The organism is Pseudarthrobacter sp. CC4 (assembly GCF_048957775.1).
In the GTDB taxonomy this organism is placed as follows: Bacteria; Actinomycetota; Actinomycetes; order Actinomycetales; family Micrococcaceae; genus Arthrobacter.
The window spans coordinates 207,774-221,939 of sequence record NZ_JARCCZ010000001.1; the positions used below are offsets into that span (position 1 = coordinate 207,774).

Annotated in this window: 13 protein-coding genes; 4 read left to right on the forward strand and 9 right to left on the reverse strand. The window is 67.6% G+C overall.

Annotated elements, in window-relative coordinates; genetic code table 11:
• Window positions 1-5: 5 nt before the first annotated feature.
• From PV768_RS00855 to glyA, 6 genes are all read right to left on the reverse strand, one after another.
• Entirely contained in the window at window positions 6-566 is a 561-nt protein-coding gene (locus PV768_RS00855) for a hypothetical protein (RefSeq protein WP_157238761.1), read from the reverse strand.
• Window positions 567-705: 139 nt separating this feature from the next.
• Window positions 706-1,539 (reverse strand): ABC transporter permease, encoded by an 834-nt coding sequence (locus tag PV768_RS00860; RefSeq protein WP_421091974.1) that lies wholly within the window; start codon window positions 1,537-1,539, stop codon window positions 706-708.
• Window positions 1,536-2,381 (reverse strand): ABC transporter permease, encoded by an 846-nt coding sequence (locus tag PV768_RS00865; RefSeq protein ID WP_321215702.1) that lies wholly within the window; start codon window positions 2,379-2,381, stop codon window positions 1,536-1,538. The genes PV768_RS00860 and PV768_RS00865 overlap by 4 nt, the downstream gene beginning before the upstream one ends.
• Complete coding sequence (locus tag PV768_RS00870; RefSeq protein WP_421091975.1) at window positions 2,374-3,375, reverse strand: ABC transporter ATP-binding protein; 1,002 nt, start codon at window positions 3,373-3,375, stop codon at window positions 2,374-2,376. Before PV768_RS00870 ends, PV768_RS00865 begins: the two co-directional genes overlap by 8 nt.
• A 136-nt stretch (window positions 3,376-3,511) precedes the next feature.
• The gene (locus tag PV768_RS00875) at window positions 3,512-4,432 is read right to left on the reverse strand and encodes a bifunctional methylenetetrahydrofolate dehydrogenase/methenyltetrahydrofolate cyclohydrolase (RefSeq protein ID WP_157238763.1); all 921 of its coding nucleotides are present in this window, start codon (window positions 4,430-4,432) and stop codon (window positions 3,512-3,514) included.
• A gap of 3 nt (window positions 4,433-4,435) precedes the next feature.
• Window positions 4,436-5,731: a serine hydroxymethyltransferase gene (gene glyA / locus PV768_RS00880; protein WP_421091976.1), complete on the reverse strand. Its 1,296-nt coding sequence runs from the start codon at window positions 5,729-5,731 to the stop codon at window positions 4,436-4,438.
• A 279-nt stretch (window positions 5,732-6,010) separates the two neighbouring features.
• Between glyA and purU the strand changes: the two genes are divergently transcribed.
• The 3 genes from purU to PV768_RS00895 all read left to right on the forward strand — a co-directional run bounded on the left by purU (window position 6,011) and on the right by PV768_RS00895 (window position 8,185).
• On the forward strand, window positions 6,011-6,871 hold the full coding sequence (gene purU / locus PV768_RS00885; RefSeq protein ID WP_321215700.1) for a formyltetrahydrofolate deformylase: 861 nt from the start codon (window positions 6,011-6,013) through the stop codon (window positions 6,869-6,871).
• A gap of 30 nt (window positions 6,872-6,901) precedes the next feature.
• Window positions 6,902-7,564 (forward strand): class I SAM-dependent methyltransferase, encoded by a 663-nt coding sequence (locus tag PV768_RS00890; RefSeq protein WP_157238764.1) that lies wholly within the window; start codon window positions 6,902-6,904, stop codon window positions 7,562-7,564.
• A 102-nt stretch (window positions 7,565-7,666) separates the two neighbouring features.
• Window positions 7,667-8,185 (forward strand): gamma carbonic anhydrase family protein, encoded by a 519-nt coding sequence (locus tag PV768_RS00895; protein ID WP_157238765.1) that lies wholly within the window; start codon window positions 7,667-7,669, stop codon window positions 8,183-8,185.
• On the opposite strand, the gene PV768_RS00900 is transcribed toward PV768_RS00895, so the two are convergent.
• Together PV768_RS00900 and PV768_RS00905 are read right to left on the reverse strand one after the other, a co-directional pair.
• A complete protein-coding gene (locus PV768_RS00900) occupies window positions 8,182-9,915 on the reverse strand; it encodes an FAD-dependent oxidoreductase (RefSeq protein ID WP_421091977.1) in 1,734 nt (577 codons plus the stop codon). The two genes, PV768_RS00895 and PV768_RS00900, sit on opposite strands and share 4 nt — an antisense overlap.
• On the reverse strand, window positions 9,912-11,459 hold the full coding sequence (locus PV768_RS00905) for an amino acid permease (RefSeq protein ID WP_421091978.1): 1,548 nt from the start codon (window positions 11,457-11,459) through the stop codon (window positions 9,912-9,914). Before PV768_RS00905 ends, PV768_RS00900 begins: the two co-directional genes overlap by 4 nt.
• Window positions 11,460-11,568: 109 nt before the next feature.
• Here PV768_RS00905 and PV768_RS00910 point away from each other — a divergent pair, with 109 nt between their 5' ends.
• A complete protein-coding gene (locus tag PV768_RS00910) occupies window positions 11,569-13,194 on the forward strand; it encodes a PucR family transcriptional regulator (protein ID WP_421091979.1) in 1,626 nt (541 codons plus the stop codon).
• A 13-nt stretch (window positions 13,195-13,207) separates the two neighbouring features.
• On the opposite strand, the gene PV768_RS00915 is transcribed toward PV768_RS00910, so the two are convergent.
• A complete protein-coding gene (locus tag PV768_RS00915) occupies window positions 13,208-14,002 on the reverse strand; it encodes a carbon-nitrogen hydrolase family protein (RefSeq protein ID WP_421091980.1) in 795 nt (264 codons plus the stop codon).
• Between the last annotated feature and the right edge of the window lie 164 nt (window positions 14,003-14,166).

The following is a 14,166-nucleotide window of genomic DNA, read 5'->3' on the forward strand; positions in this document are numbered from 1 at the left end:
CCACTCTAGTCGATGATGGTTCCGGTGACCGGCTCTCCACTGCCGCCCGAGGACTTGATCATGTCCCTGGCGTTGGTGGCCGTGATCTCAATGGTTTCGAGTGCCCGGTGGATGGTGTCCTGGTTGGCGGCGGCACCCTTGGCGCGCTCCTCCTCCACCACGCGGACCTGGACCTGGACAATCTTGAATGAGTGGTCCAGCTTGAGGTCGCGGACCTCCTCAGCCTGGCTGCGCTCGGCAACAACCCGGGTTCCACCCTGGTCTGCTGCGGCGTAGGGGCCGCGCCCTGCAGCGGACGTGAACGCGTTCTGGGCTTCGCTGAGCTTGGCGCCGGCCCTCTTTGCCGCCTTCTGGATGCTGAACACCACAAAGCAGGCCAGCGCGAGCCAGAAGGCTGCGATGACCGCAACAACCCAGCCCACGACGTCGTTCTGGTTGGCGGCGAAGATCACGGCCACAACGAACGCGGTGACCAGGACCATCAGTCCCGGGCCGCTGATGCGGAACATGGAGAATCCGCCCCTGGCGGGTTTGGAGGATGACTTGGAGCTGCCCAGAGATTGCATGCACCCATTCTCTCAAACCCCCGGGTGTGCTCCTGCCGCCTTCCACCTCCGGCGAACAGCGCCCCTCCCTCCCAACTAGGTAGCGCCAAGTGTCGTTTTGAACCCCCAAAACGACACTTAGCGCTACCTAGTTGGGGGGCTACTTCAGGAAGAGCTGGCGCAGGCGGACCGTGGTGAGCAGCATGCCGACGGCGGTCATCACCAGGTAGTAGCCGATGTGGACGGGGGTGGCAGCGGTGAAGGCGCCCACGCTGATCTGGCGCAGCAGTTCGACGCCGTGCCAGAGCGGCATGGCCTGGATGAGCCACTGGATGGGCTGCGGGTAGACGCTCAGCGGGTAGAAGGTGGCGCTGAACAGGAACATGGGCAGCATCACGAAGTTGACCCAGTCCATCTGCTGGAAGGTCTTCAGGAAACTGGTGATCCCCATCCCGATGCTCGCGAAGCCGAAGGCGATCAGCACGGAGGCAGGCACCATCAGGAGCGCCCAGGGTGTGGTGATCAATCCCATGACCCCCATCACCGCCGTGAAACCCATGGCGTAGAGCAGGCCGCGCAGGAGCGCCAGGAAGATCTCCCCGAGGGCAACGTCCAGCGGCCCCAGCGAGGTGTACAGCATGCCCTGGTACAGCTTCGCGAAGTTCATTTTGAAGAACACGTTCCAGGTGGAGTCGTAGACCGCGCCGTTCATCGCCGAGACTGCCAGCAGGGCCGGGGCAATGTATGCGGCGTAGCTGATCTCCCCGCCGCCTGGGCCCTGGACGGAGCCCACGATTGCGCCGAGCCCCACCCCCATGGAGATGAGGAACAGGACCGGCTCGAAGAACCCGGAGAGCATCACCAGCCAGTTTGTGCTCCGGGTGGCCAGCAGGCCGCGCGAAATGACGGCCCTGGCGTTGCGCGAATACAGCGGCCCGAACGTCCTGCTGCGGGCCTGGTCCGGCGCGCTTTTCACTGGCAGCCCGGCGCTCACTTGCCCATCCTTGCCGCGAACTGCCGCCGGGTCAGGAACCAGCCCAGCACCGCCAGGGCCACGAGCACCACCGCGTGGAGGACGGTGAGCAGCGGCGGCTGCTGGTACCCGTAGCTGAACACCCGTCCCAGTTCGGTGCCATGCCAGATGGGCGAGATCCAGCCCACCCAGCGCACCGCCAGGGGAAGGCTGTCCAGCGGAAAGAAGGTCCCGGAGAACAGGAAGAGCGGCATCACGATAAACCGCATCACCAGCGCAAACTGGCCCTTGTCCTCGGTGATGGAGGCCGAGTAGGCCATCAGCGGCAGGCCAAAGGAAAGGCCCGCGAGCGTTGCCACCAGGATGGTGGCCCAGCCCCAGCCGCCGGGCGCGGCACCGAAGAGGACAACAGCGGCGAAGTAGACGGCGGACTGCAGCAGGAGGCGCAGGGTCACCGCCATGATGTGGCCCGCCGCAATCTGCTGGGGAGTCAGCGGCGAGGCGTGCGGCCCGTAGTAGGTGCGGCGCCATTTGAACCCGTCCATCACGGGGAACGTGAACTCGTTGGTGGCCGTCATCACGGACGCGGACACCAGCAGCGCCGGGGCCACAAAGGTCACGTAGCCCACTCCCCCGAAGGCTTCCGCGCCCTGCGCGTCTACAAGGGTGGCCAGGCCCACGCCCATGGCAAACAGGTACGCCACCGGGTGGCCCACGCTGTACATGATGATGGACCAGCCGTAGCCCTTCATCACCCGCAGCACCTGCTCTGCGTAATAGAACGCGCCCCACCGCCGCGCCCTGGCAGCCGCAATGTCCGGGCTGTGGGCCCGCAACGCCTCCCTTGCCGTGCCGTCAGTCAACGAGGCTTCTGCCCGTCAACCGCAGGAACACGTCCTCCAGCGAGGACCTCCGCACCAGCGATGTCAGCGGCCGCAGGCCGCGGGACGCCACCTGCTCAAGGGTGGACTCGCCGTCGTGCGCGTAAATCAGCACCCGGTCCGGGAGGACCTCCAGCCGCTCCCCGATGCCCTGCAGCTCCGAGGTGATCGTGGTGTTCCGCTCGGATCCGAACCGCAGCTCAACCACCTCGCGGGTGGAGTGCTCGCGGATCAGCTGCGCGGGCGATCCCTCAGCCATGATCCTGCCCTTGTCCACCACGATCAGCCGGTCGCAAAGCTGCTCGGCCTCGTCCATGTAGTGGGTTGTCAGGATAAGGGTGACGCCCTGTTCCTTGAGCCGGAACAGGCGGTCCCAGAGGATGTGCCGGGCCTGCGGATCCAGGCCGGTGGTGGGCTCGTCCAGCAAAAGGATCCGGGGTTCGTTGATCAACGAACGCGCGATGGTCAGCCGCCGCTTCATGCCGCCGGACAGCGCGTCCACTTTGGATTTCGCCTTGTCCGTCAGCTGCGCGAATTCCAGCAGTTCGTCGGCCTTCGGCTTCAGGTAACTCATGGGCAGGCCGAAGTAGCGCCCGTAGACCAGGAGGTTGTCCCGGACCCGGAGCTCCTCATCCAGGTTGTCCTGCTGCGGCACCACGCCCAGGTGCGCCCGCACTTCGGGCCCGTGCGAGTCCGGGTCGAGGCCCAGGATGCGGAGGTTTCCGGAGGTGCGCCGGGTGACGCCGCCGATCATTTTCATGGTGGTGGATTTGCCGGCACCGTTCGGGCCCAGCAGGCCAAAGGACTCCCCCGCCGCGACGCTGAAGGAGATTCCGTCCACGGCGGCCACGTCGCCGTAGGTCTTGGTCAGGTTCTCTGCCGTAATGACCGTACGGTGGTCTTCGCTTCGCGGCCCGGCGGCAGGCTGGGCAGGGCCGACTGCTGCGCCCGGCGGCACGGCGGCTTTGTTGTGCACCCTCCGCAGACTAGTAGAGCTGCGGCGCAGGTGGAAGGGGACTGCCACTTCTGCGCTTAAAAGTCCGACGGCGGCACGGCCGCTTTCATGTGAAAGGTGCCGTGCCGCCGTCGTGCTTTGCTGTTTTGGCCTGGTGCTAGGCGCTTCCCGGGCCGCTCTTCTGTGCCACCTGGCGTTCCGCGGCTTCCACCACGTTCGTCATCAGCAGCGCCACGGTCATGGGACCGACGCCTCCGGGGTTCGGTGAAATCCAGCCGGCCACCTCAGCCACGGCGGGGTCGATATCGCCGTAAACCCGGCTCTTGCCGGTCTCGGGATCGGTTTCCCGGGTGACGCCCACGTCCAGCACGGCCGCGCCGGGCTTCACGTCGGAGGCCTTGACGATGTGCTTGGCACCGGCCGCGCCCACAATGACGTCCGCCTGCCGCAGCAGTTCCGGGAGGTTCTCGGTTCCCGTGTGCGTCAGCGTCACCGTGGCATTGACGGCGCGCCGGGTGAGGAGCAGCCCGATCGAGCGGCCGATGGTGACGCCGCGGCCCACCACCACAACATGCTTGCCTTTGAGGCTGTAGCCGTTGCGCTCCAGGAGCTCGATCACGCCGCGGGGCGTGCACGGCAGCGGCGAGGTGATCTCCCCGTTGACGTTGAGCACCAGCTTGCCAAGGTTGGTGGGGTGCAGGCCGTCGGCATCCTTGGCGGGGTCGATGCGCTCCAGGATCGCATCGGTGTCCAGGTGCTTGGGCAGCGGCAGCTGGACGATGTATCCGTGGCAGGCGGGGTCCGCATTGAGTTCGTCAATGAGGGCCTCGACCTGCTCCTGGGTGGCATCGGCCGGCAGCTCGCGCTGGATCGAGTTCATCCCGATTTCCGCGGACTGTTTGTGCTTCATGGACACGTACAGCTGCGAGGCCGGATCCGCTCCCACGAGGACGGTTGCGATGCCGGGCGTTACGCCCTTGGCCTTGAGTGCGGCCACGCGTTCGGCCAGCTCGGCCTTGATGGCGGCGGCGGCAAGCTTGCCGTCAAGGACCTTTGCGGTCTGGGTGGTTTCAGTCATGGGTCACCACTGCTCGTGCTGCGGGTACAGCGGGAAGTCGGCGGCCAGCTTGTCCACGCGCGCCTGCAGGGACTCGACGTCGGCACCGGTGCCGGCCTTCAGGGCGGTGGCGATGATCTCGGCAACCTCGGTGAACTCGGCTGCGCCGAAGCCGCGGGTGGCCAGTGCCGGGGTGCCGATGCGCAGGCCGGAGGTGACCATCGGGGGGCGGGGGTCGAACGGAACGGCGTTGCGGTTCACGGTGATGCCCACCGAGTGCAGGAGGTCTTCGGCCTGCTGTCCGTCCAGCTGGGAGTTGCGGAGGTCGACAAGGACCAGGTGCACGTCAGTGCCGCCGGTCAGGACGGAGACGCCGGCGTCGGCGACGTCCGCCTGGTTGAGGCGGTCGGCGATGATCCTGGCGCCTTCCAGGACGCGCTCCTGGCGCTCCTTGAATTCCTCGGTGCCGGCGATCTTGAAGGCCACGGCCTTGGCTGCGATCACGTGCATCAGCGGGCCGCCCTGCTGGCCCGGGAAGACGCTGGAGTTGAGCTTCTTGGCCCACTCCTGCTTGGCCAGGATCACGCCGGAGCGCGGCCCGGCGAGGGTCTTGTGCACTGTGGAGGTGACGACGTCGGAGTGCGGAACCGGGCTCGGGTGCAGTCCGGCGGCAACCAGGCCGGCGAAGTGGGCCATGTCGGTCCAGAGAAGGGCCCCGACCTCGTCGGCGATGGAGCGGAAAGCAGCGAAGTCCAGGTGGCGCGGGTAGGCGGACCAGCCGGCGATGATGACCTGCGGCTTCTCGGCGATGGCCTGTTCGCGGAGCTTGTCCATGTCGATGCGGAAGTTGCCTTCCTCAACCTGGTAGGCAGCAACTTTGTACAGCTTGCCGGAGAAGTTCAGCTTCATGCCGTGGGTCAGGTGGCCGCCGTGCGCCAGGGACAGGCCCAGGATCTTGTCGCCGGGAGTGATCATGGCGGACAGGGCCGCGGCGTTGGCCTGGGCGCCTGAGTGCGGCTGGACGTTTGCGTACTCGGCGCCGAACAGGGCCTTGACCCTGTCGATGGCCAGCTGCTCGGCAATGTCCACGTATTCGCAGCCGCCGTAGTAGCGGCGGCCCGGGTAGCCCTCGGCATACTTGTTCGTGAGGACGGAGCCCTGGGCTTCCATGACGGCGCGGGGGGCGAAGTTCTCGGAGGCGATCATTTCCAGGGTGCCGCGCTGGCGGCCGAGCTCCTGGTCAAGGACTGCTGCGATTTCGGGGTCGAGCTCGGCCAGCGGCTGGTTGCTGACGGCGGTAGTGGAGGTGGCTGTAGTCACGAAAGAACTCCTGGCTAGGCGTACGGGCACTGCTAAGGTCAGGCTACCGGCTGGCGCACCTTCACACCGCACTGATGACAGCGCGCTGGAAGCTGCGGGCATGGTGCTGCAGTACTGACGCAGGTGCAGCCCCAAATCCGGCAAGACATGACCCTCGGCCCAGGCGTACGATCCGTGGTCTTCGTGATTGCCGCTCCCTGGTGGTTAGCCACCCAACGCCAGTTGCGACCCTCTCAGGGTACCAAACCCGGGCGCCGCAGCGCGGGTAGGCTTGTACGCGTGAGTGAAGAGCAGTTGAACCAAGCCTACGTAGTTACCCTGTCCTGCCCGGACCGTCCCGGAATTGTCCACGCGGTGGCCGGCGCCCTGCTGGTGGCGGGCTGCAATATTACGGATTCGCAGCAGTACGGCAGCCCGGCCACGGGCAACTTCTTCATGCGGGTAGAGGTAACGACGGCGGCGGCCAAGTCCGAGCTGCGCGCTGCCCTTGAGCCGGTGGCCGAGGCGTTCGGGATGCAGTGGAGCCTCAACACCGTGGGCCAGAAAGTGCGCACCCTGGTCATGGCCAGTACCTCTGCCCACTGCCTCAACGACCTCCTGTTCCAGCAGCGCTCCGGGACGCTGCCCATCGAGATCCCCGCCATCGTCTCCAACCACCAGGACCTTGCCGGGCTCGCTGAGTTCTACGGCATCCCGTTCCACTACATCCCGGTCACCCCGGACACCAAGGCCCAGGCGGAGGACAAACTCCGCGCCATCATGGCCGAGCACGACATCGAGCTGACCGTCCTGGCCCGTTACATGCAGATCCTCTCCGATGAGCTCTGCACGGAGCTGACCGGCAAGGCCATCAACATCCACCACTCCTTCCTGCCGTCCTTCAAGGGTGCCAAGCCCTACCACCAGGCGCATGCCCGCGGTGTGAAGCTCATCGGCGCCACCGCCCACTACGTGACAGCGGCGCTGGACGAGGGTCCCATCATCGAGCAGGAAGTCATCCGGGTGGACCACGCGCGGACGCCGGAACAGTTCGTGCAGATGGGCAGGGACGTGGAAGGCCGCACCCTGGTCCAGGCGGTGCAGTGGCACGCAGAGCACCGCGTGCTCCTGGACGGCAACCGGACCGTCGTCTTTAACTGACGGCCGTCTTAAAGAAGGCGGGAAGGCGGGATGGATCCAGCCACTACGGATGCCGAGCGGCGCCTCGCCGACTTCTACAACCGCCGTGCAGCCTCCGGGGCTGACTATCCGCCGTCGCATAGCCGTGTGGAGCAACGCGACCGCTTTATTGCCCTGCTGAAGTCCGAAGGGCGGCATTCCGTCCTGGAAGTGGGGACCGGGACCGGGCTCGACGGCCTGAAGTTCGTTGAGGCCGGCATCCACTACACGGGCGTGGACCTCGCCGAAGGGCAGGTCCGCCGGGCCAGGGCGCGGGGCCTTGACGTCTCGGTGGCCAGCGTCCGGGCCCTGCCGTTCCCCAGCGGCGCCTTCCCTGCCCTGTGGACCATGAGCACGCTGCTGCACATTCCCGCCAGCGAGATCGATGCCGTCCTGGCCGAGCTGGTGCGGGTCGCCGCGCCCGGCGCCCCGATCGCCGTCGGCCTCTGGTCCGGTGAGGATGAAGAGGTGCTGAATCCGGAGGACGACGACGGCGAGCCCCGCTTTTTCAGCCGCCGCAGCGACGCCACGGTCCGGGAAGTCTTTGGCCGCCACGGCAGGGTCGAGGACTTTGTCACGTGGCCGGAGGGAACAGGAGCCGAGTCCGGCCCCGGCGCCGGGCACTGGACGCAGCACTACCAGTTCCTGGTCCTGCGCACCCCTCACCGCAGGTAACCCCGAACCCAACCAGGTAGCGCCAAGTGTCGTTTTGAGGTTTCAAAACGACACTTGGCGCTACCTGGTTGGGGTGGGGCGTAGGTGTCCTAGGCTTGGCGCATGGCTCCTCTTTACCCTTTCGCCGGAAACACCCCGGCTGTCCACGATTCCGCCTTTGTCGCACCCACGGCGTCGATCATCGGCAACGCCACCCTCGCCCGGGATTCCAGCGCCTTTTACGGTGTCTCCGTGCGGGCTGACACCGCCGTCATCACCGTCGGCGAGGGCAGCAACCTGCAGGACAATGTGGTGCTGCACGCGGACCCAGGCTTCCCCTGCACGGTGGGCGAACGCGTCAGCGTGGGGCACGCCGCCGTCGTCCATGGCTGCACTGTGGAGGACGACTGCCTGATCGGCATGGGCGCAACAGTGCTCAACGGCGCAGTGATCGGCGCCGGCTCGCTGGTAGCGGCCGGCGCCGTGGTGCTCGAAGGCACCGTTGTCCCGCCCCGCTCGCTCGTGGCGGGCGTTCCGGGAAAGGTCCGCCGGGAACTCACCGACGAAGAGTACGACGGCGTCCGGGCCAACGCCGCACGCTACGTTGAACTGGCCCGGGCCCACCGGGAGCTGCACGCCTAATCGAGGCTGATCGGCCCGATCGCGTCCAGCAGCTCGCCCGGACCCGGGTTGCCCGGCGCTGACGAGCCGCCCAGGTGGTTCACCACGCCCCACACGGCGTTAAGGCCGGTGGTCACGGCGCCTTCCGCCCAGCCGGCGGTGAAGGAGACGTCGTCGCCGGCCAGGAAGATCCCGCGCTGGGAGGCCGGCAGCGCGTCCTGCTTGAAGTGGGTGAACAGCCGCTGCTGGTACCGGTAATGGCCGGGCAGGTTTGCCTTGAAGGCGCCCATGAAGTTGGGGTCGGCCTCCCAGGACACCGTAATGGGCTGGCCCACGATGTGGCCGGCAATGTCCACGCCCGGGTAGATCTGCTCGAGCGAGTGCAGCATCAGTTCCACGCGTTCGTCAGCGTCCAGCGCCAGCCACTTCAGTGCGTCGTCGTTCCACGTGTAGGAGAGCAGGATGACGGCGGGCTTGTCCGGGCCGTTGTCCAACAGGTAGGTGGCGCGGTTGAGCCGGTCGGTCAGCGTCATGGACAAGACCTCGTTGCCGGTGTCCGGGTCGATGTCCTTCCAGAACGGCCGGTCCACCATGACGAACGTCTTGGAGGACTGCATGTAGTGCGAGCGTTCGATCGCTGTCCACAGTTCGGCGGGGAACAGCGCCTCCTCGGTGTGGATGCGCGTGGACAGCAGCCAGGACTGGCATGTGGCCACCACTGCGGGGTAGGTGGCTTCGCGGCCCCACCGTTCGCGGATCCGCAGGTTGCCGTCGGCGTCGCGGCTGATCCGGCCGACTGCGCCGCGGGGCGAACCGGAGTGCAGGGAGGCCAGGGACGTTCCGTCCGGCCAGTGCACCATGCCCGACGGCGCGTGCTGCCACAGTGCCTCGGGCAGCCTCTGCGCTCCGCCGCTGATGAGGCGGTGCTGGTCGTCCGCGTCGGTGTAGACCACGCGGAGGATCTCCAGGATGGAGTTCGGGAAGTCGGTGTCCCATCCGCCGGTGCCGAAACCCACCTGGCCGAAGGCCTCCCGGTGTGCGAAGCCCGCCTCCTTGAAGGACTCGCTGGCCGCGATGAAGCCGTAGAAGGTCTGCTCGTCCATCAGCGGCAGCAGGCCGTTCCAGAGTTCCTTGATCCGGGCCGTGTCGCGGGCTCGGATGGCTTCCTGCATCTCGACGAACTTGGCGCCGTCGTTGACCGCGGCCTTCCAGGCGTCCGCCACTTCCCTGAAGAACGGCGGCATGTCGCCGGGCTTTTCCGCATAGTGCTTCTTGCCGGCCAGCTCAATCACGGTGCTGGACGTGGCCGGGGACAGCGGGTTGGGGAACTCCTGGGTGTCCAGCCCCAGCAGGCCCACGTAGTGGTAGAACGCCTTGCCGGATTCCGGGAACCGCATGCCGCCGAGGTCCGCCACCACTCCGGGCGCCGCGGGGAATGAGGCGGTGCGGAGGCGCCCGCCGATCTGGTCCGCTTCATAGACCACCGGCCGCAGTCCGAGCTTCATGAGCTCGTAGGCGGCGACCAGGCCGGACAGGCCCGCCCCGATGACGGCCACCTCGGTCCCCAGCTGTTCAGGTGGAACAGAGCCCAGGCCGTCCGGGTGGGCCAGGTAATGGTCGTAGCTGAACGGAAAGTCCGGGTTCAGCATGGTGATGGGGCCGGCGGCGGCGCCGTCTGCCGTAGGGCCGGCGGCCCGGGTGGCCGTGGTGCTGGACGGATCTGAGGCCGGCAGTTCGGTGGCGGTGGTCATGGAAGTTCTGCCTTTGACGGTTCGGGGGTGGGCTGTGGTGAAAGTTGCGGTCCGGCAAGTCCACGGTATTCCTCGTTGCTGAGGGCCGCCAGCCGCGAGTTCCGCCGGCCGTAGCCGAAGTAGGCGGCAGCGCCCACCAGCATCCAGAGGGCAAAGACCACCCAGGTGTCCGCGCCGAGGTTGGCCATCAGGTAGGCGCACATGGCGGCCCCGAGGATGGGCGTGAGCGGGAAGAGCGGCACGCGGAAGGTCCGCTCCAGCTCCGGCCGGGTACGGCGGAGGTAGACGACGGCGACGTTCACCAGTGCGAAGGCGAACAGGGTGCCGATGCTGGTGGCGTCCGCGAGCGCGCCGAGCGGCACAAGGCCGGCAGTGAGCGCGACGGCGATGCCCACCAGGAGCGTGCCGGCAACGGGGGTGCCGGTGCGGCGGGAAACGCGGCCGAAGATTTTCGGAATGAGGCCGTCGCGGGCCATCGACAGCAGGATGCGCGTCTGCCCGTACAGCACGGTGAGGACGATGCTGGCAATGGCCAGGACGGCGCCCACCGCGAAGACCAGGGCAATCCATGGCTGGCCTGTGGTTTCCTCAAGGATCTTCACCAGGGCGGCCTCGGTCCCGTCGAACCAGCCCCACGGCCGGGCGCCGATGGCGGCAACCGCAACCAGGACGTAGATGGTGGTGACGATCAGCATGGAGAGCATGATGGCGCGGGGCAGGTCGCGCTTGGGGTCGCGGGCTTCTTCGCCTGCGGTGGAGGCGGCATCGAACCCGATGTAGGAGAAGAACACCCGGGAGGCGGCGGCTGAGACGCCGGCTGCGCCCATCGGCAGCAGCGGCTCGAAGTTTCCGGCGTTGAACGCAGTGAAGGCTACGACGCAGAAGAACAGCAGGATGCCCACCTTCACCACCACGATGGACGTGTTGATCCAGGCGCTCTCCTTCGCGCCGCGGACCAGGAGGATCGTTGCGAGCACCACGATGACCATGGCCGGGACGTTGACCAGGCCGCCGTCCCCGGGCGGCTGGGACACCGCGTCCGGGAGGACGGAACCGAACACCGCCAGCGCTTCATTCACATACTGCCCCGCGCCCACGGCGACTGCGGCGACGGACACCGCGTACTCCAGCACCAGGCACCAGCCGCAGATCCACGCCATCCCCTCGCCCATGGTGGCGTAGGTATAGGAGTAGCTGGAGCCTGCCACCGGGACCATCCCTGCCATCTCGGCATACGAAACAGCGGACAGCAGCGCTGCCAGGCCGGCGATCGCGAAGGAAATCCAGATGGCGGGCCCGGCCAGCGGAACGGATTCGCCCAGGATCACCAGGATGCCGGTGCCAAGGGTTGCGCCCACGGAGATCATGGTCAGCTGAAGCACCCCGAAACTGCGGACCATGCGGGGGCCGCCGTCGTTGCTTGCCGCCTCGCTGACCATCTGGGCGATGGGTTTGCGGCGCAGCAGTTGCGCGGCCAGGGTCGGGCGGCCGCTTGTTCCGCTGCTGCCGGCCGGTGCGTGACCGGAGAGTGTAGGCACAGTCATCGTTGACGTCCGTTCGTGTCGGTGAATGGTTGAACTGGTTTCCCCTCCCCCAGCGTAGGGTTGTGAGGAGCATCTCAACGATGTGCAAAGTGACCTATAGTCTTCATTCATGAGACGCAATGCACCATCCGCCAGTGACCGCCCGGACCAGCTGGACGCCGTAACGCTGGAACGGTTCCTGGCAGCCCTGCCGCGCGAAGTGGTGGTGCTGAACGACGCCGGCAACTGGCAGGCACCGCTGCGCTGGGTGGAACCCAGCGAACTGGAGGACCCCACGCCGTACCTGCTCGACGGCGAATTCGTCCTCACGGCCGGCCTGCCCTTCCGTGACGGCGGCGGCAGCGGCCCCGCGAGGGCGGATGAGTACGTCCGGAGGCTCGTGGCTGCCGGGGTTGCGGCCCTGGGCTTCGGCCTGGAGCCGTACTACGACGCCGTACCCGCCCACGTGGTGGCGGCCTGCCGGCAGCACGGGCTCACCCTCGTGGAGGTCCCGGCCACCGTTCCCTTCGCCGCCCTGGGCCTTGAGTTTTCCAAGCTCCTCGAATCCGGCAACGCGCAGGTGTTCCGCCAGTTGGCGGAGACCAACCGGCACCTCATGAGGGCGGTCCTTTCCGCCCGGCCGGAACACGAGCTGCTGGCGGCGCTGATCCAGCGTGTTCCCGTATGGGCCGTCCTTGTGGGCACGGACGGGAGGGTGCGCGCCCGGGCGGGGGCCGCCGTCGGGCTCTCCCAGCTGCAGCCGCTGCTCAAGCGGCTCCTCAGCGGCAGCGGCCCCCGCGTGGAGACGGAAACACTGGAAACGTCCGAAGGATCTACCTTGGTGTTCGGCCACCCGCTCCGGAGCACCAGGGACGCCACGCTAGGCAGCCTGGTGCTGGGCACGGGCAGGCCGCTCACCCCGGCGCAGAACAATGTGGTGTCCTCCGTGGTGGGCCTGCTGGAGTTGCTCGTGCGGCAGCGGACCAGCGGCTCCCTGGCCCCCAGCCAGCTGGCCACAGCCCTGCTCCTCCACCCGGAGAGCCTGTCTGACGGCAACAGCCGCGGGCTGGGCAGCCTTCAGGACTTGCTGGCCCAAAGCGTCTCGGGAACCAGGCAAGGCCAGGTCCGGGTGGTCCAGGGGGTCCGGGCACAGGCCGCTGCCGCCCCTGCAGCCGACGGGCCGGTGCGGGAGCTGCTCCAATGGCGCAGGCTGTTCGACACCAAAATGGTGGAGCTCACCGATTATGGGTTCACGGCCGTGACGCGGCTCAAAGTGGACGAGCCACTGCTGTCCGAGGTGGAACAGCTGGGCTGGCGGCTGGTGGTGGGTGAACCCACGGGGCTGCCAGGCCTCGCTGACGCGTACCGGAGGGCCAGCGCCCTGCGCCCGCGCGTGGCGGCGGCAGGAAGGAGCCTCAGGGAAGAGGAGCTGACGTGGTCCGTTACCGGCCTGCTGGGCAGCGATGCGGGCGTCCTGCTGGCCGCGCGCATTCTCGCGCCCGTCCTGGAGCTCGACGCCGAACGCCGGGCCTCGCAGCTACGGCTCCTTCGGTCCTGGCTGGCCGCCCACGGAAGCTGGGACGCCACCGCCAAGGACCTTGGGCTGCACCGGAACAGCGTGCGCCGCCAGATCAATGCCGTGGCGGAGCTGCTGGGCATGGATCTGGGGCAGGCCCAGGCCAGGGCCGAGCTGTGGATCGCGCTGCAGTACGCGGAGGACGCTGCACCGGACGGCCCGGTGCGGGACAGCGCGTAGCTGTGGGCCCGGTTCAGAGGCCCCAGGACCGGTAGACGTCCGGGCGGCGCTCATCCAGGTACGGAACGGCCCGGCGCTCACGGGCGGCGGCGCCAGGATCCACCTCGGCGTAAAGAAGCTGCGGCTCCCCGCCTGCCTCCGCCAGCAGCCCGCCGTCGGGCCCTGCAACAACGCTGCCGCCGAGGAACCTGCACCCGTCCTCCTCCCCGGAGTGGTTGGCGTAGGCGATGGTCAGCTGGCTCTCGAGCGCCCGCGCACGGAGCAGGACCTGCGGGACGTCGTCGAAGCCGTGCGCCAGCGCGGTGGGGACCAGCAGCAGCTCCGCCCCGCCCACGGCCGCGGCCCGCACGGACTCCGGAAATTCGACGTCGTAGCAGATCACCATCGAGGTGGGGATCCCGTTGAAATCCACCACACCGGGCCGTTCCCCGGCGGGACTGAAGGCCGCCCGCTCGTCGGGGCCGAACAGGTGCACCTTGCCATAGCTGAGCAGGTTCTTGCCCCTTGCGTCCACAAGGGTGGCGCTGATCTGCCAGTCCCCCTGCCCGGAGAGGCGGGGAAGGCTGTAGACCAGTGCGATGCCGTTGTCGCGTGCGATCCCGGCCAGCCGTTCCTGGAGCGCCGGCAGGAGGGAAGGCTCCAGTTCCGCGCGCACCCGGCGCGGGGCATAGCCCACGGGGAAGAGCTCAGGGGTGACCAGGACTGCCGCCCCACGGGCAGCCGCATCCCGGGCGGCAGCGGCGATAGTGCGGCAGTTGGCCTCAATGTCGAGGACCTTGGAGTTAGCCTGCAGAACTGCCAGCAGCACTGGCCCACCTTCCATATCCGGGGCCTCCGGGTGGGGCCCTCTGTCCAGAGTAGCGAGGCCTCAGCCGTGCCCCCAGGACTGTTTGCACCCTCCAGCACCCATCGGAGGGCGGATTGACTTACCCGTCCATAAAGGGATCAAATCCATCCGATGCGTTAACTTCT

What these genes read in the sequence shown, in the direction of transcription:
- PV768_RS00855 (WP_157238761.1), bottom strand. Translation starts at nt 566, where the DNA reads ATGCAATCTCTGGGCAGCTCCAAGTCATCCTCCAAACCCGCCAGGGGC.
- PV768_RS00875 (WP_157238763.1), bottom strand. Translation starts at nt 4,432, where the DNA reads ATGACTGAAACCACCCAGACCGCAAAGGTCCTTGACGGCAAGCTTGCC.
- PV768_RS00890 (WP_157238764.1), top strand. Translation starts at nt 6,902, where the DNA reads ATGGATCCAGCCACTACGGATGCCGAGCGGCGCCTCGCCGACTTCTAC.
- PV768_RS00895 (WP_157238765.1), top strand. Translation starts at nt 7,667, where the DNA reads ATGGCTCCTCTTTACCCTTTCGCCGGAAACACCCCGGCTGTCCACGAT.
- PV768_RS00900 (WP_421091977.1), bottom strand. Translation starts at nt 9,915, where the DNA reads ATGACCACCGCCACCGAACTGCCGGCCTCAGATCCGTCCAGCACCACG.
- PV768_RS00905 (WP_421091978.1), bottom strand. Translation starts at nt 11,459, where the DNA reads ATGACTGTGCCTACACTCTCCGGTCACGCACCGGCCGGCAGCAGCGGA.
- PV768_RS00910 (WP_421091979.1), top strand. Translation starts at nt 11,569, where the DNA reads ATGAGACGCAATGCACCATCCGCCAGTGACCGCCCGGACCAGCTGGAC.